The organism is Candidatus Microbacterium phytovorans, assembly GCA_029202445.1.
Classification (GTDB): domain Bacteria; phylum Actinomycetota; class Actinomycetes; order Actinomycetales; family Microbacteriaceae; genus Microbacterium; species Microbacterium phytovorans.
This window is the reverse complement of sequence record CP119321.1, coordinates 1,357,520-1,379,467: the sequence shown is the minus strand read 5'-3', so window position 1 is coordinate 1,379,467 and position 21,948 is coordinate 1,357,520. Positions and strand designations below refer to the sequence as shown.

General features: G+C 68.6%; 25 protein-coding genes. 16 read left to right on the top strand and 9 right to left on the bottom strand.

Annotation, left to right across the window (positions count from 1 at the left end; genetic code table 11):
- Positions 1–23: 23 nt before the first annotated feature.
- The gene (locus P0Y48_06580; GenBank protein WEK14851.1) at positions 24–1,295 is read right to left on the bottom strand and encodes a DUF445 family protein; all 1,272 of its coding nucleotides are present in this window, start codon (positions 1,293–1,295) and stop codon (positions 24–26) included.
- Between the two features lie 57 nt (positions 1,296–1,352).
- On the opposite strand from P0Y48_06580, the gene P0Y48_06575 reads away from it, so the two are divergent.
- The gene (locus P0Y48_06575; protein ID WEK14850.1) at positions 1,353–1,625 is read left to right on the top strand and encodes a metal-sensitive transcriptional regulator; all 273 of its coding nucleotides are present in this window, start codon (positions 1,353–1,355) and stop codon (positions 1,623–1,625) included.
- A gap of 9 nt (positions 1,626–1,634) precedes the next feature.
- Here the strand turns inward: P0Y48_06575 and P0Y48_06570 are convergent, their stop codons facing one another.
- The gene (locus P0Y48_06570) at positions 1,635–2,795 is read right to left on the bottom strand and encodes an acyl-CoA/acyl-ACP dehydrogenase (protein ID WEK14849.1); all 1,161 of its coding nucleotides are present in this window, start codon (positions 2,793–2,795) and stop codon (positions 1,635–1,637) included.
- 59 nt (positions 2,796–2,854) lie between these two features.
- On the opposite strand from P0Y48_06570, the gene P0Y48_06565 reads away from it, so the two are divergent.
- On the top strand, positions 2,855–3,259 hold the full coding sequence (locus P0Y48_06565) for a pilus assembly protein CpaE (GenBank protein WEK14848.1): 405 nt from the start codon (positions 2,855–2,857) through the stop codon (positions 3,257–3,259).
- A gap of 33 nt (positions 3,260–3,292) precedes the next feature.
- On the opposite strand, the gene P0Y48_06560 is transcribed toward P0Y48_06565, so the two are convergent.
- On the bottom strand, positions 3,293–4,501 hold the full coding sequence (locus tag P0Y48_06560) for an MFS transporter (protein ID WEK14847.1): 1,209 nt from the start codon (positions 4,499–4,501) through the stop codon (positions 3,293–3,295).
- 352 nt (positions 4,502–4,853) lie between these two features.
- On the opposite strand from P0Y48_06560, the gene P0Y48_06555 reads away from it, so the two are divergent.
- The 5 genes from P0Y48_06555 to P0Y48_06535 all read left to right on the top strand — a co-directional run bounded on the left by P0Y48_06555 (position 4,854) and on the right by P0Y48_06535 (position 10,364).
- On the top strand, positions 4,854–5,087 hold the full coding sequence (locus tag P0Y48_06555) for a redoxin NrdH (protein WEK14846.1): 234 nt from the start codon (positions 4,854–4,856) through the stop codon (positions 5,085–5,087).
- A gap of 22 nt (positions 5,088–5,109) precedes the next feature.
- A complete protein-coding gene (gene nrdI / locus P0Y48_06550; GenBank protein WEK14845.1) occupies positions 5,110–5,541 on the top strand; it encodes a class Ib ribonucleoside-diphosphate reductase assembly flavoprotein NrdI in 432 nt (143 codons plus the stop codon).
- Positions 5,523–7,679: a class 1b ribonucleoside-diphosphate reductase subunit alpha gene (nrdE, locus tag P0Y48_06545; protein ID WEK14844.1), complete on the top strand. Its 2,157-nt coding sequence runs from the start codon at positions 5,523–5,525 to the stop codon at positions 7,677–7,679. The genes nrdI and nrdE overlap by 19 nt, the downstream gene beginning before the upstream one ends.
- Before the next feature lie 92 nt (positions 7,680–7,771).
- Positions 7,772–8,749, top strand: coding sequence for a class 1b ribonucleoside-diphosphate reductase subunit beta (gene nrdF / locus P0Y48_06540; protein ID WEK14843.1), 978 nt, complete (start codon positions 7,772–7,774; stop codon positions 8,747–8,749).
- Positions 8,750–8,885: 136 nt separating this feature from the next.
- Positions 8,886–10,364, top strand: a complete 1,479-nt coding sequence (locus P0Y48_06535) for an SPFH domain-containing protein (protein ID WEK14842.1) — start codon at positions 8,886–8,888, stop codon at positions 10,362–10,364.
- 30 nt (positions 10,365–10,394) lie between these two features.
- Here P0Y48_06535 and P0Y48_06530 read toward each other — a convergent pair whose 3' ends face one another.
- The 4 genes from P0Y48_06530 to P0Y48_06515 all read right to left on the bottom strand — a co-directional run bounded on the left by P0Y48_06530 (position 10,395) and on the right by P0Y48_06515 (position 12,120).
- Positions 10,395–10,856 (bottom strand): BLUF domain-containing protein, encoded by a 462-nt coding sequence (locus P0Y48_06530; protein WEK14841.1) that lies wholly within the window; start codon positions 10,854–10,856, stop codon positions 10,395–10,397.
- Positions 10,853–11,095 (bottom strand): hypothetical protein, encoded by a 243-nt coding sequence (locus P0Y48_06525; protein ID WEK15029.1) that lies wholly within the window; start codon positions 11,093–11,095, stop codon positions 10,853–10,855. Before P0Y48_06525 ends, P0Y48_06530 begins: the two co-directional genes overlap by 4 nt.
- 89 nt (positions 11,096–11,184) lie before the next feature.
- Positions 11,185–11,688 carry a hypothetical protein gene (locus P0Y48_06520; GenBank protein WEK14840.1) on the bottom strand — a complete coding sequence of 168 codons (504 nt, stop codon included), beginning with the start codon at positions 11,686–11,688 and terminating at the stop codon, positions 11,185–11,187.
- Between the two features lie 60 nt (positions 11,689–11,748).
- On the bottom strand, positions 11,749–12,120 hold the full coding sequence (locus tag P0Y48_06515) for a VOC family protein (protein ID WEK14839.1): 372 nt from the start codon (positions 12,118–12,120) through the stop codon (positions 11,749–11,751).
- Positions 12,121–12,194: 74 nt separating this feature from the next.
- Between P0Y48_06515 and P0Y48_06510 the strand changes: the two genes are divergently transcribed.
- The 9 genes from P0Y48_06510 to P0Y48_06470 all read left to right on the top strand — a co-directional run bounded on the left by P0Y48_06510 (position 12,195) and on the right by P0Y48_06470 (position 19,463).
- Entirely contained in the window at positions 12,195–12,605 is a 411-nt protein-coding gene (locus P0Y48_06510) for a helix-turn-helix domain-containing protein (protein ID WEK14838.1), read from the top strand.
- Between the two features lie 62 nt (positions 12,606–12,667).
- On the top strand, positions 12,668–13,123 hold the full coding sequence (locus P0Y48_06505) for a DUF3817 domain-containing protein (GenBank protein ID WEK14837.1): 456 nt from the start codon (positions 12,668–12,670) through the stop codon (positions 13,121–13,123).
- A gap of 37 nt (positions 13,124–13,160) precedes the next feature.
- On the top strand, positions 13,161–13,544 hold the full coding sequence (locus tag P0Y48_06500) for a hypothetical protein (GenBank protein WEK14836.1): 384 nt from the start codon (positions 13,161–13,163) through the stop codon (positions 13,542–13,544).
- A 104-nt stretch (positions 13,545–13,648) separates the two neighbouring features.
- Positions 13,649–14,416: a DUF1684 domain-containing protein gene (locus P0Y48_06495; GenBank protein WEK14835.1), complete on the top strand. Its 768-nt coding sequence runs from the start codon at positions 13,649–13,651 to the stop codon at positions 14,414–14,416.
- 76 nt (positions 14,417–14,492) lie between these two features.
- Positions 14,493–16,007: an ABC transporter substrate-binding protein gene (locus P0Y48_06490; GenBank protein WEK14834.1), complete on the top strand. Its 1,515-nt coding sequence runs from the start codon at positions 14,493–14,495 to the stop codon at positions 16,005–16,007.
- Between the two features lie 48 nt (positions 16,008–16,055).
- The gene (locus tag P0Y48_06485; protein ID WEK14833.1) at positions 16,056–17,003 is read left to right on the top strand and encodes an ABC transporter permease; all 948 of its coding nucleotides are present in this window, start codon (positions 16,056–16,058) and stop codon (positions 17,001–17,003) included.
- Positions 17,000–17,863, top strand: a complete 864-nt coding sequence (locus P0Y48_06480; GenBank protein WEK14832.1) for an ABC transporter permease — start codon at positions 17,000–17,002, stop codon at positions 17,861–17,863. Before P0Y48_06485 ends, P0Y48_06480 begins: the two co-directional genes overlap by 4 nt.
- Complete coding sequence (locus tag P0Y48_06475; GenBank protein ID WEK14831.1) at positions 17,860–18,699, top strand: ABC transporter ATP-binding protein; 840 nt, start codon at positions 17,860–17,862, stop codon at positions 18,697–18,699. The genes P0Y48_06480 and P0Y48_06475 overlap by 4 nt, the downstream gene beginning before the upstream one ends.
- Positions 18,696–19,463 carry an ATP-binding cassette domain-containing protein gene (locus tag P0Y48_06470; protein WEK14830.1) on the top strand — a complete coding sequence of 256 codons (768 nt, stop codon included), beginning with the start codon at positions 18,696–18,698 and terminating at the stop codon, positions 19,461–19,463. The genes P0Y48_06475 and P0Y48_06470 overlap by 4 nt, the downstream gene beginning before the upstream one ends.
- A 15-nt stretch (positions 19,464–19,478) precedes the next feature.
- Here P0Y48_06470 and P0Y48_06465 read toward each other — a convergent pair whose 3' ends face one another.
- Together P0Y48_06465 and P0Y48_06460 are read right to left on the bottom strand one after the other, a co-directional pair.
- Positions 19,479–20,597 (bottom strand): methyltransferase, encoded by a 1,119-nt coding sequence (locus P0Y48_06465; protein ID WEK14829.1) that lies wholly within the window; start codon positions 20,595–20,597, stop codon positions 19,479–19,481.
- A complete protein-coding gene (locus P0Y48_06460) occupies positions 20,594–21,916 on the bottom strand; it encodes a DUF4921 family protein (protein ID WEK14828.1) in 1,323 nt (440 codons plus the stop codon). Before P0Y48_06460 ends, P0Y48_06465 begins: the two co-directional genes overlap by 4 nt.
- Positions 21,917–21,948 lie beyond the last annotated feature (32 nt).

The window sequence follows — 21,948 nt, the reverse complement described above, 5'->3', positions numbered from 1 at the left end:
TGGAGCCGCGCCACGCCGCCGTGTCAGCCGAGGAAGGCGTGGGCGATCGCGAAGATCGCCACCCCGGCCAGGGCGCCGACGATGGTGCCGTTCAGTCGGATGTACTGCAGGTCGCGCCCCACCATGAGCTCGATCTTCTCGGTCGTCTCGGCCGGGTCCCACTTCTCGACCGTGTCGGTGATGATCGAGGCGATGTCGTGCCGGTATCGGCCGACGAGGAACACCGCGGCATCCGTGATCCGGTCGTCGACGCGCTGGTGCAGGGCGGGTTCGGCGGTGAGGCGGGCGCCCACTTCGGCCAGCGCTTCCGTCGCGCGGCGGCGCAGGCCGCTCTGCGGGTCGTCGAGCGCGCGGAGGAGACCGGCCTTCGCGGTGTTCCACGCGTCGGCCGCGAGCTCACGCACCCGCGGACTGTCGAAGACGGCGCTCTTGGCATCCTCGAGGCGCCCGATCGTCTCGGGATCGTGCTGCAGGTTGCCCGCGAGCCTCGTGAGATAGCCGTCGATCGCCGTACGCGCCGGGTGGTCGGGGTCGGACTGCACGGCCGCCACGAACTTGACCGCCTCGTTGTACACGGTGTCGTCGATGAGTCGCATCGCGACGGACGGCACCCACGACGGCAGGCGACGCGACACGAGGCCGTCGAACGACGTGCGTCCCGACCGCAGCCAGAGGGCGATGCTGTCGAAGGCGAGGTCGACCGCGCCGCGGTGCGCGTCGGCGGCGACGACCCGATCGAGCCACGTGCCCACGGTCGGGCCCCACTGCGGGCTCAGCAGGTGCTCGCGGGCGAGGTCGCCGATGAGGTCCTGCACCTCGTCGTCGCTGAGGGCGCGCAGGATGCCGGTCGCCATCGCGGCACCCTCCGCCGCAACCCGTTCCGCGTTCGCCGGTACCCGCAGCCAGTCGCCGGCCTTGGAGGCGATGCGGGTCGTGCGCAGCTTCTCGCGCACGACCTCGTCGTCGAGGAAGTTCGTCTCCACGAACTCCCCGAGGCTCCGACCGATCTCGTCCTTGCGGCGCGGGATGATCGCCGTGTGCGGGATGGGGATGCCCAACGGATGCCGGAACAGTGCCGTGACCGCGAACCAGTCGGCGAGGGCGCCGACCATGCCGCCCTCGGCCGCTGCCCGGACGTACGACAGCCACGGGTAACGGTCTTCGAGGACGAATGCGACCACGAACAGCACCGCCATGACCAGGAGGGCGCCCAGCGCGACCCCCTTCATGACCCGAAGGCCGCGGCGGCGCTCCTGGTCTGCGGGACTCAGCAGCTGCGTCGGGGTGCGGGCCATCCCGCTATGTTCGCACGGGCGGTCCGATCGTGGGGATGCGGCGCGTATCCTGTGGGCGTGATCGACGACATCAAGAAGCGGGCCCTCCACCGGACGAGCATCCTGGAGGGGCAGGTGCGCGGGCTCGCGAAGATGATCGAGAACGAGGACTACTGCATGGACATCATCGGGCAGTCCCGCGCGGTGCAGAAGGCCCTGGCATCCCTCGACAAGCTGCTCATCGAGAATCACCTGCGCACGCACGTCGCGCACATGTTCGAGAACGGCGGCGACGAGCGGGAGCAGGCCGTGGCGGAGCTGCTGAAGGCCTACGACCTCGAGACGCGCTGACGCGTCGGCTCAGGCCTCGATCGGTCCGAGCCAGGCGCTGGCGACCGTGCTGTGCGCCGACTCGGGATCGGACGGGTGGAACATCCCCGCCAGGACGTCGCGGTAGAGCCGGCTGAGCTCGTTGCGGGTGAAGTACGACGATCCGCCCGCCACGAGCATCGCCTCGTCGACGATCGTCTTGGCGGCCGTCACGGCCCGGTGCTTGAGTCCGCTCAGCTTCGCGAACCACAGGGCGCCGTGATCCACGACGCCGTCGACGTCGCGCGCGATGCTCTCGAGCTGGGGGAGGAGGCCGTCGTAGGCGAGGGCCATCTCCGCGACGCGCCACCGGATGTCGGGGTCCTGGCTGTAGGGCGCACCGGTGCGCTTGGAGCTGCGTGAGCGTGCCGCGTCGACCGCGAGGTCGAGCGCGCGCCGCGCGACGCCCGTGTACACGGATGCCAGGAGCACCTCGAACACGCTGAAGATCCCGAAGACGAGCGGGTCGGGCTGAGGTCCGGGGGCGAGGCGGCGCACCACGCGGTCGGCGGGCGCGACGGCGCCCTGGAGCCGGGTCGTGCGGGACTGCGTGCCGCGCATGCCCACGGTGTCCCAGTCGTCGCGCGTGACGACGGCATCCGTCCGGGGGACGAAGGCGTAGACCATCCGCGGGCCGTCGGGGCTCGTCGTGTCGAGGCCGTGCAGACCGAGCTGCGTCCAGACCGGCGCGAGCGACGTGAAGATCTTCGTGCCGGCGAAGGCGTAGCCGCCGTCCGCGAGAGGCGAGGCTTCGGTATCGCTCCCGAACAGGACGAGGTCGTTGCCCGCCTCGCTGATGCCGAAGGCGAACACCTCGCCCGCCACGGCGCCCTCCTGCACGAAGCGAAGGGTGTCGATGCCGCGGTCGGCGAGCACCTTCGCGACGCCGGTCCACACGAGGTGCATGTTGATCGCGAGCGCCGTCGCGGGCGCGGCCGTCGCAAGCCGCTGCTGCAGCACCGACGCCTCCGCCAGACCCAGCCCACTGCCGCCGAGCTCGCGCGGCACCAGGATCGCGAGGTAGCCCGCGTCGCGGAGTTCGGCGAGATCCTCGTCGGGGAACGTGTTCTCGGCGTCGACGGTCGCCGCGCGGGACCGGATCCGTTCCAGGAGGTCGTCGGGGAGGATCGCGGTCGGGTCGAAGGAGGTCACCGGTCCATTGTCCTCCCGTCGGCGGCCCCGGGGCCGTGGCGGCGGGAGAGGATGGTCGCATGATCTCGACCGACCTCGCCGTCGCCCTGCGTGATGCGGGCCTGATCTGGCATCCCTCGTCCGGTGATCGCTTCCAGCTCGACGAGCCCGAGTTCGAGGCCGACGTGTTCACCGTCAGTGAGATGACGATCGAGCCGCGTTCGTACCCGACGGGCGTGATCCTCGCCTTCAACGGGACCACCGAGTGGGCGCTGGACTCCGTCGCCCTGGAGGACGCGCTGTGGCTCCCTCGCGAGGATCAGCTCCGCGAGCTGTTGCGTGGTACGTTCCGGTCGCTGCGGCGGCTCGACGACACGCACGTGGTGGAGATCTCCGTCGGCGACGAGGTCTCGACGTTCGAGCATCCCCAGCCCGAAGACGCCTACGCGCTCGCGGTGCTCGCGCTGCTCGCGCGCCTCGCCTGACGCGCTCGCCGCGACCTCACGCCACGGCCTCGGTCAGGTGATGACGGGGACGGGCTCGGTGTCGGGGATCGGGCTCACGTCGCGGTCGCGGAGGTCGGGGAAGCCGCGCACGCACGTCGCGGCGACGATCGCGCCCACGACGGCGAAGGCGGCGGCGGCCCAGTAGGCACCGGCCGGGCCGACGCCGTCGATGAGGAAGCCGGCGACGGCCGATCCCGCGGCGGCGCCGATGAGCTGCCCCGTCCCGATCCAGCCGTAGGCCTCGGCGGTCTCGCTGAACTTCACGCTCGCGCTCGTCATCGCGAACATGACCGCCAGAGCGGGAGCGATGCCGATGCCCGCGACGAACAGCGATGCGCTGAGGCCCCAGAACGACCCCACGAAGAAGACGGTCGCTCCCAGGCCCACCGCGACGACCGTGAGACGCCGCGCCATCGCCCAGGGGCCGATCGGGATGTGTCCGAAGGAGAGGCCCCCCGCGAGGCTTCCGACCGAGAAGATCGCCAGGGCCAGTCCCGCCTCGAGGCCGCCGTGGCCGAACGTGGCGACGACGCCGGCTTCCACCGCGGCGCACGCGCCGATGAGGAGGAAGCCGGTGACGGTCGCCAGCAGGACGACGGGCTTGCCGAGCACCTTCCCGAACGCGCGGCGGCTGCGGGGGATGCGCACCCGTCCGACCTCGGGCGAAAGGATGAACCATGCGCCGCCGCCCACGAGGATCGCGACGATCATCAGGAGGCCGGGAACGGTGCCGGCCTGCGTGGCGACGATCGTGATGAGCACCGGCGCGAGGATCCAGATGATCTCCTGCAGGCTCGCGTCGAGGGAGAACAGGGGGGTGAGCTGCCGCGAGTTCACGATCTTGGGATAGATCGTGCGGACGGCGGACTGCACCGGCGGGGTCGAGAGTCCGGCGATGAGGCCGAAGACCATGTATCCGGCCAGATGCAGGGGGAACAGGGCCATGACGAGGATCGCGGCGGCGCAGACGGCGGTCGTGAGCGTCAGCACACGCCTCATGCCCCACACGCCCATCCAGCGACTCGTGACCGGGCCCGACACGGCCTGACCGATCGAGGCGGCCGCCAGCACGAGTCCCGCCGCGCCGTACGAGCCGGTCTGTCGCTCCACGTGCAGGAGGATCGCGAGGCTCGTCATGCCGTTCGGGAAACGGGCGGTCAGCTGGGCCGCGATGATACGGGCGACGCCGGGGGTGCGAAGGAGATCCCGGTAGCCAGCCACCCCTCCACGGTACCGATCCGGACGACACGCCGCGACACGCCGGACCGTGCAATCCACAGGCGAATCGGGTGTCGGTGGCGCCGCGTAGCGTCCAGCCTGTGGACAGATTCCGCCGAGCCGGGAGAAACCCCTGGGATTCAGGCATTTTCCAGGTTCCGGATCGGGGTCGTGCTTGTGGATGAATCGGTGGAGAACCTGTGTTGTATCGGGGGAGAGCGGTGGAAAACTACACGGATGTAACTACTATCCCTTGTGGTTGCCCCCAATGTCGGTACCCATATGTAGTATTGGACTCCCGGCGGGGGCACCGCCGCCACAGTCAAGGATTTTGAGAGGGGAAAGGCGAATCACCATGGCGATCACGGTCTACACGAAGCCGTCCTGCGTTCAGTGCAATGCGACCTACCGGGCGCTCGATTCGAAGGGCATCGACTACGAAATCCTCGACCTGTCGGAAGACCCGGCGGCGCTCGAGCACGTCAAGTCCCTCGGCTACCTGCAGGCTCCGGTCGTCGTCACCGACGAAGACCACTGGTCGGGCTTCCGTCCCGACAAGATCGACGAGCTGGCTTCCCGGCTGGCGTGATTCGAGAGCGGGGTGCGCTGAGATGCTGACCGCCACCGACGCACCGCTGCTCGTCTACTTCTCGAGCGTCTCGGGCAACACGGCGCGTTTCATCGAGAAACTCGGGATGCCGGCCCTCCGACTCCCGCTGCATGCCTCCGACCCCGCCGTGAGGGTGGACGAGCCTTTCGTGCTCGTAACTCCCACCTACGGCGGTGGCCAGGGGCGCGGCGAGGAGAAGGGCGCGGTTCCCAAGCAGGTCATCCGCTTCCTCAACGACGAGGCCAATCGGAGCCTGCTGCGCGGAGTCATCTCCGCGGGCAACACCAACTTCGGCGACGCATTCTGCGCCGCCGGTGACATCATCAGCCGCAAGTGCCACGTGCCGCACCTGTACAAGCTGGAACTGTTCGGCACGCAGGACGACGTCGATCGGGTGACCGACGGATTGGAACGATGGTGGAAGCTGCAGTGACCGACACGACCTTCAAGACCGACGAGCGGTTCGAGGGGTTGGATTATCACGCGCTCAACGCGATGCTCAACCTCTACGGCGCCGACGGGAAGATCCAGTTCGACGCCGACAAGCGCGCCGCACGGGAGTACTTCCTGCAGCACGTCAACCAGAACACGGTCTTCTTCCACTCGCTGAAGGAGCGTCTCGACTACCTGGTCGAGAAGGAGTACTACGAGGGCGCCGTCCTCGAGAAGTACTCGTTTGACTTCATCCAGCGCCTGAACGACCGTGCGTACGGTGCGAAGTTCCGCTTCGAGACGTTCCTCGGCGCGTTCAAGTACTACACGAGCTACACGCTCAAGACCTTCGACGGCAAGCGCTACCTGGAGCGGTTCGAAGACCGCGTCGTCATGACGGCCCTCGGCCTCGCCGACGGCGATGAGAAGCTCGCCGAGCAGCTCGTCGACGAGGTCATCTCGGGTCGCTTCCAGCCGGCCACCCCCACCTTCCTCAACACGGGCAAGGCCCAGCGCGGCGAGCTCGTCTCGTGCTTCCTGCTGCGCATCGAGGACAACATGGAGTCGATCGCCCGCGGCATCAACTCCGCTCTCCAGCTGTCCAAGCGCGGCGGCGGCGTCGCGCTCCTCCTCTCGAACATCCGCGAGGCGGGTGCGCCCATCAAGCAGATCGAGAACCAGTCGAGCGGCATCATCCCCGTCATGAAGCTCCTCGAAGACAGCTTCAGCTACGCGAACCAGCTCGGTGCGCGTCAGGGCGCGGGCGCGGTCTACCTCAACGCGCACCACCCCGACATCATGAAGTTCCTCGACACCAAGCGCGAGAACGCCGACGAGAAGATCCGCATCAAGACGCTGTCGCTCGGAGTCGTGGTGCCCGACATCACGTTCGAACTCGCCAAGAACGACGAGGACATGTACCTCTTCTCGCCGTACGACGTCGAGAAGGTCTACGGGGTGCCGTTCGGTGACGTCTCCGTCACCGAGAAGTACCGCGAGATGGTCGACGACGCCCGCATCAAGAAGACGAAGATCAAGGCGCGCGACTTCTTCCAGACGATCGCCGAGATCCAGTTCGAGTCGGGTTACCCGTACATCATGTTCGAGGACACGGTGAACCGGGCGAACCCCATCAAGGGCCGGATCAACATGTCCAACCTGTGCTCGGAGATCCTCCAGGTCAACACCCCGACCACGTACAACGAAGACCTCTCGTACGGCCAGATCGGCAAGGACATCTCCTGCAACCTGGGCTCGATGAACATCGCGCTCGCAATGGACGGCAAGGACCTCGCCGGCACCGTCGAGACCAGCATCCGGGCCCTCACCGCGGTGAGCGACCAGAGTCACATCCGCTCGGTCCGCTCCATCGAAGACGGCAACGACCGGTCGCACGCGATCGGCCTCGGTCAGATGAACCTCCACGGCTACCTCGCCCGCGAGCACGTCCGCTACGGCTCCGAAGAGGGCCTGGACTTCACGAACATCTACTTCTACACGGTGCTGTTCCACGCGCTGCGCGCCTCGAACAACATCGCGATCGAGCGGAAGACGACGTTCGACGGGTTTGCCGACTCCACGTACGCGTCGGGGGAGTTCTTCGACAAGTACATCGAGCAGGAGTGGGTCCCGCAGACCGAGAAGGTCAAGGAGCTGTTCGCCGGCATCCACATCCCGACGCAGGAGGACTGGGTCGCGCTGAAGGCGTCCATCCAGGAGCACGGCATCTACAACCAGAACCTGCAGGCCGTCCCGCCGACCGGATCGATCTCGTATATCAACAACTCGACGAGCTCGATCCACCCGATCGCGTCGAAGATCGAGATCCGCAAGGAAGGCAAGATCGGCCGCGTCTACTACCCGGCGCCGTTCATGACGAACGACAACCTCGAGTACTACGAAGACGCGTACGAGATCGGCTACGAGAAGGTCATCGACACGTACGCCGCGGCGACGCAGCACGTCGACCAGGGCCTGTCGCTGACGCTGTTCTTCAAGGACACCGCCACCACGCGCGACATCAACCGCGCGCAGATCTACGCCTGGCGCAAGGGCATCAAGACGATCTACTACATCCGCCTGCGTCAGCTGGCGCTCGAGGGCACCGACATGTCCGAGTGCGTCTCCTGCATGCTCTGACATCACCCCGGTCGTCGAGCGCGCGCAGTTGCCGGTCGTTGAGCGAGCGCAGCGAGACGAGACGCAGTGACGAAAACTACTGAAGGAAAGTCATGACCCCCGAACCGCTCAAGCTCGTCGACCACGTGCAGGCGATCAACTGGAACCGGATTCAGGACGAGAAGGACCTCGAGGTCTGGAACCGTCTCGTGAACAACTTCTGGCTTCCCGAGAAGGTGCCGCTGTCGAACGACATCCAGTCGTGGAACACGCTCACCCCCGAGGAGCAGACCCTCACGATGCGGGTGTTCACCGGCCTGACGCTGCTCGACACCATCCAGGGCACGGTGGGCGCCGTCTCGCTCATCCCCGACGCGATCACTCCGCACGAGGAAGCCGTCTACACGAACATCGCGTTCATGGAGTCGGTGCATGCCAAGAGCTACTCGTCGATCTTCTCGACGCTGTGCTCGACGCCCGAGATCGACGACGCGTTCCGCTGGTCGGTCGAGAACCCGAACCTGCAGCGCAAGGCGCAGATCGTCATGGACTACTACCGGGGTGACGAGCCGCTCAAGCGAAAGGTCGCCTCGACCCTGCTGGAGTCGTTCCTCTTCTACTCCGGCTTCTACCTGCCGCTCTACTGGTCGTCGAAGGCGAAGCTGACGAACACCGCCGACATCATCCGCCTCATCATCCGTGACGAGGCCGTGCACGGCTACTACATCGGCTACAAGTTCCAGAAGGGCCTCGAGAAGCTCACGCAGGCGGAGCGCGACGAGATCAAGGACTACACGTTCTCGCTGCTCTACGAGCTCTACGACAACGAGGTGCAGTACACGCAAGACCTCTACGACGGCGTCGGTCTCACCGAAGACGTCAAGAAGTTCCTGCACTACAACGCGAACAAGGCCCTCATGAACCTGGGCTACGAGCCCATGTTCCCGTCGAGCGTCACCAACGTGAACCCGGCCATTCTGTCCGCTCTGTCGCCCAACGCCGACGAGAACCACGACTTCTTCAGTGGGTCGGGCTCCTCGTACGTCATCGGTAAGGCCGTCGCGACCGAAGACGAGGACTGGGACTTCTGAGTCCCGTCTGACCAGACAGAGAAGGGATGCCGTGCGCGCTGCGCCGGCATCCCTTCTCTTTGTCGTCGCGCCATAGGCCACCCATAGGATGAACGGACGGGTCGCGCCCCGTCGGCCCCCAAGGAGAGCACCTCATATGGATCTGTTCCTCGTCTTCGCGCTCGTGATCGGCGCCGGACTTCTCTTCCTGATCGCGCTCATCGCGTTCATCTTCTTCAAGCTCTGGTACAAGGTGCCCAAGCCCGACGAAGCGCTGGTCATCGTCGGAAAGAAGCAGAAGGACGACGCGACGGGTGACTCGTCGAGCATGTCGGTCGTGATCGGCGGCGGTGCGCTCGTCAACCGCATCACCCAGCGTTTCGAGGCCATCAGCCTCCGAGCGCGACAGATCAAGTTCGACACGACGGCGCAGACGAAGAACGGCGTCACCATCGAGCTGGCGGCCGTCGCCCTCGTGAAAGTGGGCAGCGCTCCCGGTCTCGTCCGCCGCGCGGCGGAGCGGTTCGCGACCCAGGACCAGGCGATCGATCAGTTCACGACGGAGCAACTCGAGGGCGCCCTGCGCGGCGTCGTCGCATCGCTGAGCGTCGAGCAGGTCATGCAGGACCGGCAGGCGCTCAGCGACCAGATCGCCGAGGGGATCAAGGGCGACCTCCACGAGCAGGGACTCATTCTGGACTCCTTCGCGATCCAGGGCGTCACCGACCGCAACGGCTACATCGAGGCGCTCGGCGCGACCGAGGTGGAACGTGTCCGTCGCGAAGCGGAGGTCGCGCGCATCAACGCCGCCCGCGAGGTGCGCGCTCGCCAGATCGCCACCGACGAGGCGAACCTCGTCGAACAGACCGCCTTCGACAAGAACTCCGCCGCGGCATCCGCCGAGGTCGGTCGGGCACGCGCCGAGGCGGAGCAGGCCGAGCACCTGGCGCGCGCCGAGCGTGAGCAGGCGGTGCTCGTGCAGCAGGCCGAGAACAAGCAGGCCCAGCTCGACGCCGACGTCAAGAAGGTCGCCGACGCGGAGCGCTACCGGGCGCAGACCGCCGCCGACGCCGAGGCGTACACGCGGCAGAAGCAGTCCGAAGCCGACCGTCACGTCGCCCAGCAGCGCGCCGATGCCGACGCCTACAAGGTGCAGCGTGAGGCCGAGGCGCGGCAGGCGTCGGCGGCGGCCGAAGCCGCTGCCGTGCTCGCGCGGGCCGAAGCGGAGGCGCAGGCGCTGCGGGCGAAGTCCGTCGCGGAGGCCGAGGCGCTCCGCGCGACCGGTGAGGCCAAGGCGGCGGCCATCCAGGCCGAGGCCGAGGCGCTGCGCGAGAACCAGGATGCCGTGCTCGCCCGCGAACTCGTCGCGCAGCTGCCTGCGCTCATGGCGGAGTTCGCGAAGGGGTACGCCAACGTCGGCGGCGTGACGCTGATCGGCGGCGACGCGGCGGCCACCCACATCGCCCGGGAGCAGGCCGCCAGCCTCACGGCGACCTTCGAGTCGGTGAAGTCGGCGACCGGCGTCGACCTCGGCCAGATCCTGTCGGGGCAGGCTCTCGGGCGCGGTATCGCGACGGGAAGCTCCGCCTCGGACGGCGTCAGCACTGCCACTTCCGGCGGCGTCAGCGCCTCCTGATTCGTCTGACCGGCCGGTGACGCGCTGACGTCACCGGCTGCGGTCGGAGCGCACTCGGAACCACAGCGCGAGTTCGCGCGCGGCGCGCAGCACGGCATCGTTGTCGTCGACCGCCTCGATGTCGGTGAACGTGTCGCGGAAGCCCTCCGGGGGAGCGGTGGGTTCGGTCGAGATCGGCTCGTAGCCCATCGTCCACGCCGAGAACTGACGATCCTTCGGGTACCCGTCCACGAGCACCCGCACCCTGTGGTGGCGAGGGTCGTCGGAGATCGTCCGCATCAGGCTGCGCACCGATCCCTCCGGGCCCTCGAGGAACTGCACGAAACGGCCATCGCGATACAGCAGGATGCCGGTGATGCCCGCATGATGGTTGGCGGCGCGACTGTCGGTGAGAAGCGTCCGGAGGCTGTCGTCGTCGAACGGCGTGAGCGCTTCGCTCGTGTACACGAGCGAATAGAGGTGCTCGGCCGAGGCGGCGGAGTGAAGACTCATGACGGGGTGACCTCTTCACGATGGCTGTTGACGGCGTCGATCGCGTCCGCCAGGCGCGCGAACGCTCCCAGGGGTCGGGAACTCATGTCGTACGCGCGATAGGCGCCGCCGGGCTCGTGGTCGATGTAGCCGAGGAAGTCGCCGGCGCGACTGCCGACGTGGAAGCCTGCCTCGACCTGCGCCCAGGTGACCCGCCCGACGTCGGACGCGACGGCGTCGTTCTCTGCCAGCACCGGCATCACCCCCACCGCGCTACTGTACGGGTGCCGGGAGCATTCCGCCCGCCCCTTGCTTCCGTCACGGCGATCTTGTACGTCCTGTGGCTGGGTCAGTGCGACAGCAGGATGTAGAGGGCGAAGACGACCCACACGACCGTCACGCTGACGGGGATGAAGAGGTCGAGCTTGAGTCGTGTCTGCCGCATCGTGCGGAATCGCTGTCCGGCGGGCATGTCGATGTGGGATGCCACCCGCGCGCGAAGCGCTCGACCTCTCCAGAGGTTGGCGTACGCGCGCTCGGACAGCCGGGAGTCGTCGCGGCTCTCCCGCACTTCGCCGTGGGCGTTGTACCGGGAGCCGAGATCGAACTTGTGGAAGTCGACGATGGCGCAGCGCGCGAAGATCACGGGGAAGAACACGTACCAGGTCGTCACCATCGCCAGGACGAGCACCGTGAAGAACGGCAGCTTGTCTCCCACCCCGAGGAGGATCGCGCCCACGGCGAGATACAGCGACTGCGCCGACATCGAGAGGCCACGGTACGACTGGACATTCGCCTCGTACGTGGACCATTGACTGTCGGGGCTGATGTGTCCCTGATGCTGCTCGACCATGATGCGAGCCTAAGCCGACAGACGTCGTCGGCCGGGCCGCGCGGCGAGGAAGAAGAGGGGTCAGCCCCAGCTCGGCAGCTGCTGGAGCGTCCACGTGTTGCCGTCGGGATCGTCGAACGTCACGAAACGGCCCCAGTCCAGGTCTTCCACGCCGCGCGCCTCCACGCCCGCGTCGCGCAGCTGAGCGAGTGCGGCATCGGCATCCGGGACGACGACCTGGATCGTGTTCTGCCGTCCCGGTTCGAGATCGATGCCGAGCCCTTCGCCGATGGCGATGGAGCAAGCCGAACCGGGCGGTGTGAGCTGCACGAACCGGAGGCCGTCGGTCGGGCGCTGGTCGTGATCGGCGTGGAAGCCGATCTTCACATAGAAGTCCTTCGCGCGATCGACATCGGTCACCGGCACGAAGATGAGCTCGATCTTCCAGTCCACGGGCGTCTCCTTCTCTCCGAAATCACGGTACGCCGGGCCTCCGACACGGCGCGAGCGTCGTTAGCATGGTGCCTATGACCGACGACAAGCCTCGATTCAGCCCCGTCATCGCGCTGCTCGCGGTGTCGGCGATGTGGGAGGGACAGCTGGCGGCGATCCTGCGCGACGTCGGCATCACGACGCGCAAGTTCGGGCTCCTCGGTCATATCTACGCGGAGCCGGGGATCTCGTTCTCCGAGCTCGCGCGCCGCTCGCACATCACCGTCCAGTCCGCCCACACGGCCGTGCGCACGCTCGTGGACGACGGCCTCGTGGAGGATGCCACGGCTCACGCGGGCGCGGCGAGCGACCTCAGCGTCACGCCGAAGGGGGCGCGTGTGCTGCAGGAAGCGCGCGATCGCCTGTTCGAACTCGACGGGGTGCTCTCGCAGCGCCTGCCGAAGGTGGCCGAGTCCCTCGACGGCATTCGCGCCGGCATCGTCTGAGCGCGCAACCGCTTCACGGCAGACGTTCAGGAGGGCGGGGTTCCTTCAACTAGGCTGAAGGTGTGTTCCGAACCCCCTTCTCCGCCTTCCGCATCGTCGCCATCGCCGAGGCGATCACCTGGACCCTCCTCATCAGCGCGCTCATCCTTCGCGCGACCCTGGACTGGAGCCTCGCCGTCACGATCGCCGGCGGTGTCCACGGGTTCGTGTTCCTCTCCTACGGGGCGACCGCCGTCCTCGTCGCGCTGAACAACCGCTGGCGACCGCTGCCGACCGTGCTGGCCGTCGGGTCGGCGGTCATCCCGTACGCGACGATCCCCGCAGAACTGTGGCTGCACCGCCGTGGACTGCTCGCGGGCTCGTGGCGGACCTCGCTCGACCCGGCCGACCGGCGCTGGTACGACGGGATGCTGCAGTGGTTCCTCCGTCGCCCGTGGGCGCTCGTCGTCCTGATCGCCGTCGCCGTCACCGCGCTCTTCGTCGTCCTGCTCCTCATCGGGCCGCCTGGCGGCAAGTGACACGGGCAAGTGACGCGTCGCGGGTAACGTGACCCGCATGCTCCGAACAATCACTCGGCTCGCCCTCGCCGCCCTTCTCACTGCCGCCGGCGCCGCGCACCTCACCACGCTGCGACGCGGCTACCGCATCGTCGTGCCCGACTGGGCGACGCGCCTGCTGCGCACCGACAAGGACACGATCATCGTCGTGTCAGGCGTCGTCGAGGTGCTGCTGGGGCTCGCGCTCGTGCTGCTCCCGGGTGAGCGCCAGCGGATCGGCCTCGCCGTGGCGGCGTTCTTCGTGGCGGTGTTCCCCGGCAACGTCTATCAGTGGCGGCAGGGCACGTCGGCGCCAGGGCTCGACACCGACGCGCGCCGATTCGGCCGCCTGTTCCTCCAGCCCGTGCTCGTCGCGGGTGCAGTCTGGTCGACGCGGCGCTGACCTCACCCGCTCGACGTCCCGGTTTCGGGAGCGCGAGAAATCCATTCAGAAGAAACAGTCCGCAATGGAATTTCTCTCCCGGCGACCACGTTTGATTGCCTGTCATGGTGAGCACACACGCGATCGAGTCCCCCCGTCTGGACGAGCTGCAGCGCTCGTACGAGCAGTGGGCGCAGAAGCGGCGGGAGACCGTCACGGCCCCGCAAGGAGCGCTCGCGCTCGTTCTCACCCACTGGTCGCCCGCCGGTGAGGCCCCCGTCGACGAGGCCGTCGCTCGCGAGGGGCACCCGGCATCCGCCCTCTTCACGCGCCTGCAGCGCACGGAGATCGAGACGGGTCTGCCCCAGGAGGGCTACCGCATCTGGCGTCAGGATTCTCCGGCCAACCAGGCGTTCGAGGACATCGAGCGCTACGACTACGACCCCGCCTGGGTGCTCGAGGGCCGATTCGAACTGGTCGACGAAGACCGCGTGGTTCCCTTCGAGCACATCAAGGATGCTGGTGCCACCCGCACGCTTCCCGTCTCGGGCGACCTCGTCTTCGCCGTCGACGGCACCGAGTACCGCCTGGCGGCCTTCGACACCGTCTACGGCGGGTCGGCGAAGCTGCAGCTCGTCTTCGGCGACCGGACGAACGGTGCCGAGTCCTACGGCGCGGGCCGATTCCTCTTCCTCGACCACCCCGCCGGTGCCGCCGACCTTCGTCCGGGAGACAGCATCCCGATCACGGTCGACTTCAACCTCGCGACGGTCCCGCCGTGCGGGTTCTCGAACCAGATGAACTGTCCTCTGCCGCCGCTGCAGAACCGTCTGCCGTTCCCGCTGCGGGCGGGGGAGCGTCGCGTGCGGTTCGCCGACGGCTTCTCCCTCTGACCTCTCCCGCACACCCCCCGACCCCGCCGCCGGGACTGCACCTCCTTCGGCGATCACCCACAGCAAAGGAACTGACGTGACTTCACGCCGCCTGTCCCGAGTCCTCACCGCGGCCGCTGCCGCGACGGCGGGGCTCCTCGTCCTCGCCGGCTGCGCAGCCGCGAACCCCGGTTCGGGCACCTCGCAGACCGCCGACCCGGCCGCGGAGATCGTGGTCGGTTCGCAGAACGAGCCGACCAACCTCGACCAGATCTTCGGCGGCTCGTCCGGCGTGACCGAGGTGTTCACGGGCAACGTGTACGAGGGTCTCTTCAAGATCACCGACGACGCGCAGGTCGAGCCGTTGCTCGCCGCCGAGACCGAGGTGTCCGACGACGGCCTGGTCTACACGTTCACGCTGCAGGACGCCACGTTCCACTCGGGCAAGGCGCTGACCGCCGACGACGTGAAATACAGCCTCGAGCGGTTCATCGGAGAGGACTCCATCGCCGCCCGAAAGCGCCAGCTGAGCGTCATCGACCACGTCGACGTCGTCGACGAGAAGACCGTCGAGGTCACGCTTCTCCAGCCGTCCATCAGCTTCACTTACAACCTCGGCTACGTCTGGATCGTCAACTCCGAGGCCGGCGACCTGACGACCACCGCCGACGGCACCGGACCCTACGCGCTCGCCGACTACCGCAAGGGCGACTCGATCACGCTCGACGTGAACGAGGACTACTGGGGCGAGGCTCCCGCCAACGGCGGCGTCGTCTACCAGTACTACGCCGACCCGACGGCGCTCAACAACGCGCTCCTCACCAACGCCGTCGACCTCGTGACGAGCCAGTCGAACCCCGACAGCCTCGCCGAGTTCGAAGCCGCCGGCTTCCAGATCATCGAGGGCACCTCGACGACCAAGGAGCTGCTCGCCTTCAACGACCGGGTCGCCCCGTTCGACTCCGTCGAGGTGCGCAAGGCCGTCTACTCCGCGATCGACCGGCAGAAGCTCCTGGATGCCATCTGGGACGGCCGTGGTGAGCTCATCGGCTCGATGGTGCCGCCGTCGGAGCCGTGGTACCTCGACCTCGCCGACAACAACCCCTACGACCCGGCGCTGTCGGAGGACCTGCTGGCCCAGGCCGGCTACGGGGACGGGTTCACCTTCACGCTCGACACCCCGGACTCGGGAGTGCACTCGACCGTCGCCGAGTTCGTGAAGTCGGAACTGGCGAAGGTGGGCATCACGGTGGAGATCAACATCATCACCGACGACGAGTGGTACCAGAAGGTCTACACGGACACCGACTTTCAGGCGACCCTCCAGGGCCACGTCAACGACCGCGACATCAACTTCTACGGCAACCCCGACTTCTACTGGGGCTACGACAACGCCGATGTCCAGACCTGGCTCACCGAGTCGGAGGCGGCGACGACCGTCGAAGAGCAGACCGAGCTCATCAAGAAGGCGAATCAGCAGATCTCCGACGACGCGGCGAGCGTGTGGCTGTACCTCAACCCGCAGCTGCGCATCGCTGCCGAGGGCGTCTCGGGCGTGCCGCAGAACGGTCTCAACTCGCTCTTCTACGTCTACGACATCACGATGGCCTGAACTGGGTAGGGTCTCAGCATCACTCGGTACCTGATACGACGGACAGGATTGCTGCTGCTGGCGTTCGCGCTGGCGGTGACGATCCTGTTCGTCGTACTCCGGGTGCTGGGAAATCCCGTCTTCGCGCTCATCTCGGTGGGGGCCACGGATGCCGAGATCGCCGCCGCCGCGGCACGCCTCGGCGTGGACCGTCCGATCTACGTGCAGTTCGCGGAGTACCTCGGGCAGCTCTTCACGTTCGACCTCGGGCAGTCGTTCACGAACCGGTTGTCGGTGGGCGACGAGATCGTCCGCCGGCTCAACATCACGCTGCCGCTCACGCTCCTGTCGTTCGCGCTGTCGGTGCTGATCGCGGTTCCCGTCGGCTTCTTCGCGGCCTGGAAGTCGCGGACCTGGTACGGAACGGCGTTCTCCGCCCTCACTCAGCTCGGCGGAGCGATCCCCGTCTTCTGGGTCGGGATCCTGCTGGTCTCGGTGCTCTCGCTCGGATGGCGGCTGTTCCCGGCGGGCGGGTTCCCGCGCACGGACTGGGAAGACCCGGGAGCAGCGCTCTACGCGCTGGCCCTCCCCGTCGTGACGATCGCGATCGTGGCGGGAAGCGATCTCGCCCGCTACGTCCGCAGCGCGACGCTCGACGTGCTCGGCCAGCAGTATCTGCGCGCCGCGCGGGCCACCGGTCAGAGCTTCGGCACGGCGATGAGACGCCACGGCATCCGCAACGGGGTCGTGCCGCTCATCTCGATTCTCGCCATCCAGCTGTCGACCACGTTCGTGGGCGCCGTGATCATCGAGCGGGTCTTCGCGTTGCCCGGCCTCGGAGACATGCTCCTCGTCGGGATCAAGGAGCAGGACTTCCCGAGCGTTCAGGGTGTGCTCCTCTTCTCGACTGCGCTCGTGCTGCTCCTGGGGTTCGCCGCCGACATCGCCCAGCGGATCATCGATCCACGACTGCGCGACACCCTCTCCGGCAACCGGCGAGCGAGGGCCGTCGCATGACCGCCACGACGCTCCCGGTCACCGCACCGACGCCGACGCGTCCGCGCCTTCGGCGATCGGTGAACCTCGCCGTCGGCGCGGTGCTGTTCGGCGCGATCGCCGTCATCGGCATCGTCTCGGTCTTCTGGACGCCGTTCGCCTTCGACGACACGGGAGGCGGCCGGCTTCAGCCGCCGTCGGCCGCGCACTGGGCCGGCACCGACCGGCTCGGACGCGACCTGTTCACCCAGCTCATGATCGGCGCCCGGCTCGCGCTCGCCGTGGGGTTCGGCTCGGTCGCGATCGCCGCCGTCGTCGGCATCTCGCTGGGGCTCCTCGCCGCCGTCGCCCGCCGCTGGGTCGACGACGCCGTCTCCAGCCTCCTCGACATCGCGATCGCCTTCCCGACGCTCCTCCTCGCGATGCTCATCGTCGCGTGGCGGGGCGCGTCGCTGGAATCCGCGATCCTCGCGATCGGCCTCGCCGGGGCCGCCGTCATCGCCCGACTCACCCGCATCACCGCCACCCGCGTGCTCGCGCAGGACTTCGTCACGGCGTCGCGGACCTCCGGCACCGGAACGATCGGCATCATCCGCCTCCACGTGCTGCGCAACGTCTGGCCGACCCTCATCGTGCCCCTCGCCCTCCAGTTCGGGGGAGCGGTGGGGGCGGAGGCCTCCCTGTCCTATCTCGGACTCGGCTCGCCCCCGCCCAACGCGTCGTGGGGCCGCATGCTGCAGGAGGCGCAGAGCACGGTGCTGGTGGCGCCGACGGCCGCCGTGCTGCCCGGCATCCTGCTCGTCGCCCTGATCATCGGCATGAACCTCCTCGCCGACGGTCTCCGCGATGTCGCCGACCCCACCTCGAGGAGCATCCGATGAACGCGATCCTCGAACTGGCCGGACTCACCGTGCGGATCGACGGCCCGGAGCCTCGCACCCTGGTCCACGGCGTCGGCGTCGCGATCGCCCCGGGGGAACGTCTCGGGGTCATCGGCGAGTCGGGGTCGGGGAAGTCGCTCACCGCGCTCGCCGTGCTCGGGCTGCTCCCTCATCCGCTCGTCGCGGGCGGATCAGCGCGCGTGAGAGCGGATGCCGGCAGCGCCCCGATCGAGATCGTCGGCACGCCGTCGCGGCGGCTCGACCGCGTGCGGGGCGCGACCGTCGGCGCCGTCTTCCAGGAGCCGCTGGCCTCGCTCGACCCGCTCATGCGCATCGGACGTCAGCTCGCCTGGCCGCTGCAGCATCACCGCGGCCTGCGCGGCGACGCCCTGCGACGGGGGGTACTGGACGCGCTCGCCGACGTGCAGCTCGCCGAGCCGGAGCGGATCGCCCGCTCGTACATCCACGAGATCTCGGGCGGCCAGCGTCAGCGCGTCGCGATCGCGCTCGCACTCGCCGCCGGTCCGCGGCTGCTCATCGCCGACGAGCCGACGACGGCCCTCGACGTGACGGTGCAGGCCGGCATCCTGGACCTGCTGCAACGGGAAGTGAGCGAACGCGGGATGAGCCTGCTGTTCATCAGCCACGACCTGCCGGTGCTGGCGGGGATCGCCGACCACGTGCTCGTGATGAAGGACGGCAGGCAGGTGGAGCATGGCCCGACGACGCAGATCCTCCGCACCCCCGCACACCCCTACACGACGCAGCTCGTGGCGGCATCACGCCGACTCGACGACTTCCTCCCTGCAGGGCCCGCGACGGGAGCGGACGCATGACCGCGCCGGCGCCGCTCCTCGCCGCGGAGAACGTCGGGTTCGGTTACGGACGCGACCAGCGGGTGCTCACCGACGTGAGCCTGACGGTTTCGCCCGGCGCGAGCGTGGGACTCGTCGGAGAGTCGGGAGCCGGCAAGACGACGCTCCTGCGACTGCTGCTCGGCCTCGCCGTGCCCACCGAGGGGCGGATCGTGTTCGACGGTGCCGCTCTGAACGTCCGCGACCGTCGCGCGATGCGCCGCTTCCGCCGCGCCGTGCAGCCGGTGTACCAGGACCCCTTCTCCTCCCTCGATCCGCGGATGCCGGTCGGCCGCTCGATCGCCGAACCGCTGCGCTCGCTCGGGATCGACGCCGACCCCCGCGCCCGCGTCGCCGAGCTCCTGGAGGCGGTCGGACTGTCGGCGGATGCCGCGGAGCGCTACCCGGCGGAGTTCTCCGGCGGTCAGCGCCAGCGCATCGCGATCGCCCGTGCGCTCGCGCCCCGGCCGGCGCTGCTCCTGGCCGACGAACCGGTGAGCGCCCTCGACACGTCCGTGCGCATGCACGTCATCGAGCTGCTGCAGCGGCTCGCCCACGAGCAGGGGATCGGTTTCCTCCTCGTGTCCCACGACCTCACGATTGTCTCCGCCCTGTGCGAGCAGATGGCGGTGCTGGAGGCCGGGCGGATCGTCGAACAGGGACCCACCGCGTCGGTGCTCACGTCTCCCGCACACCCCTACACGGCGCAGCTGCTGGCATCCGTCCCGCGTCTTCCCGCGTCCTGACCGCCCGGTTCCGCGTCAGCGGCGGGTCGAGACGGTGACCGTGAACTTCGCATCGCGTGTCACCTGCCGCGTCGGCCCGACCATGCGCTCGAGGGCGCCGCGGTAGGCCAGCGGAGAGTTCCACACGCACCACAACTGCCCGCCGGGGCGCAGCGCCCGCGCGGCATCCGCGAACAGATGCGGCGCGACCCGGTCGGACACGGCCGCCCCGCTGTGGAACGGCGGGTTGAGGACGATGAAGGATGCCGAAGCGTCCGGTCGCGACCCGAGGGCGTCGTCGCGGACGACGGTGACCCGGTCGGCCACCTCGTTGGCCGTCATCGTCGCGCGCGCCGAGGCGACGGCGACGGCCGACTGATCCGTCGCGATCACCCGCGCCTCGGGATGCCGACGCGCGAGCCAGGCGCCCACGACCCCGGTCCCGCACGCGAGGTCCACCAGCGGATCCTCGGCCGTGCCCGCACCGCGGGGCAATGCCTCGGGCAGGTGAGCGAGGAGGAGGCGCGTGCCGATGTCCAGGCGAGTGCCGGCGAACGCCCCGCCGAAGGCGCAGATCGTGAGACCGTCGACCGTCGCGCTCGCCGCCACGGGGTCGCGGCCGTCGTGCGGCTCGCGGGCCACGAGGACGCGGGACTTCTGACGCGCGTGCGTGACGTCCAGCGTGCGGAACTGCGCGCGGAGGACGTCGTTCATGGCCGTCGTCATGTGCTTGAGCCTTCCGCCCGCGAACACGACGACGTCGGGCGAGGCGTGTGCGGCGATGAGGCCCGCGATGTCGGCGAGCGCGTCCAGAGACCGGGGGAGACGCAGCAGCACGACGCGTGCCCCGCGAACGAGGTCGGCTGTCAGCGGCAGCGATGCGAATCCCTCGAGTGCGAGGTCGGCGGCGTTGGCGGCGAGTGCGCGCTCACCGGTGAGAGCGTCCTGGTGTGTGCGCACCCGACGCGCACCGTCGTGGAGGGCGGCGAGGGTGAGGGCACCGTAGCCGTCGCCGATCACCACGATGTCGTCGGGGGCGGCCGCGCGTGCGGCGGCGGACTCGTCGCGCAGCAAGCGGTCCGCCGCATCCGAGGCGGCCAGGTCGGGGCCCTCGACGTCGGGTCGGCGTCGTAGGCGATCGAAGGGGAAGGTCACGCCGACGAGCCTCCGTGTTCGTCGTCACCGGTTGCGTCCGCGTAGCGCAGACGCATGTCGTCCGGGGCGACCTCGTCGCCGATACGGATGCCGGGCGCGATCCGGCCGGCATCCCGGAGTGCCGTCAGCTCGGCCACCGCCCGTCGGCGCAGCTCCCACGGGTCGATCGTGTTGACGTACACCTTGGTGCCGCCCTCGAACCCCGCCGGGTTCGAGATACGCCACTTCAGCACCACGCGCCACGGCATGGGCCACGGCGCGCGCGGCGGACGATAGTGCCATTCCTCGTTGGTCGGGACGTGTACGCCGGTCGCGGCGTGCAGGGCGTGCACGAGGTCGGACACGGCACGGATCTCGGCGGGCGAATGCTCCTGGGGCAGGTGTGCGGCGGCGGTGGAGAACACCTCGAACGCGGGATAGCGATGTCCGACACCGGCGACGGCGACCGCGCCGTCGGTCGCGGCCACGACGAGTCCCTGCGCCACGGAGAGGTCGATGATGCGGTGCTGATAGAGGAAGTGGTCGCTCGCGAGCATCGTGAGCTCGCGGTCCATCTGCGGTCCGTGCTCGTCGATCGCGACCAGCTGCTTGTGGAGGTGCTCGAAGGAGGCCCCGGCCGGGCGCAGCCAGTTCTGGAAGACGGAGACGTACGCGGCGTGGGGCTGGGCGGCCTGGATGTCGGCGAGTGCGGCGACGGTGAACGAGAGGTAGGCGGCGTGCTCGTCGGGAGTCAGTTCGCCCGACGACACGAGCTCATCGTCGTGGACGGCGCCGTCTCGCACGTGGCGCCGGGCGACGATCACGTCGTGGGAGCCGCCCAGGAGGTCGAGGGTCGCCTCCTCCAGCGACGGCGCGGAGTCGGTGGCGTTCGCACGGATGGCGGCGAGCTTCTCGAGGTGCAGGCGCCCCACGGGATTGGCCAGATACTCCTGCGCCCACTCGATCACCGACGAGGGCTGGCGGAATCCGTGATTCTCGCGCCAGTACTCCGCCGAGACGATCTCGAACAGGTTGCCGAATCTGCGGAACTCCGCGACGGTGTCCTCCACCTCGTCGGCGGGCACCCTCCGGTGCTCCTCGAACGTCGGGCCCACGAGCCGCGACTTCTCGGGTGTGGTCTCGAGGTACCGGTCGGTGCAGAAGGCGCAGAGCCGGCGCTCTTCGCCCGGAGCGAGTCGTCGAGGGTCGTCACGGGGTGCGGCGAGCGGCCGGTGCGCTCGGCCCGGCACGGTCCACACGCGGGTGCCGGTCAGCGGTCCGACCTGCTTGACGGTCCCGTCCGGCATCCGCACGATCGCCGCCTGCGCCCCCTCGCTCACCGTTCCAGCCTACCGACGCCCACGCGCGGCCT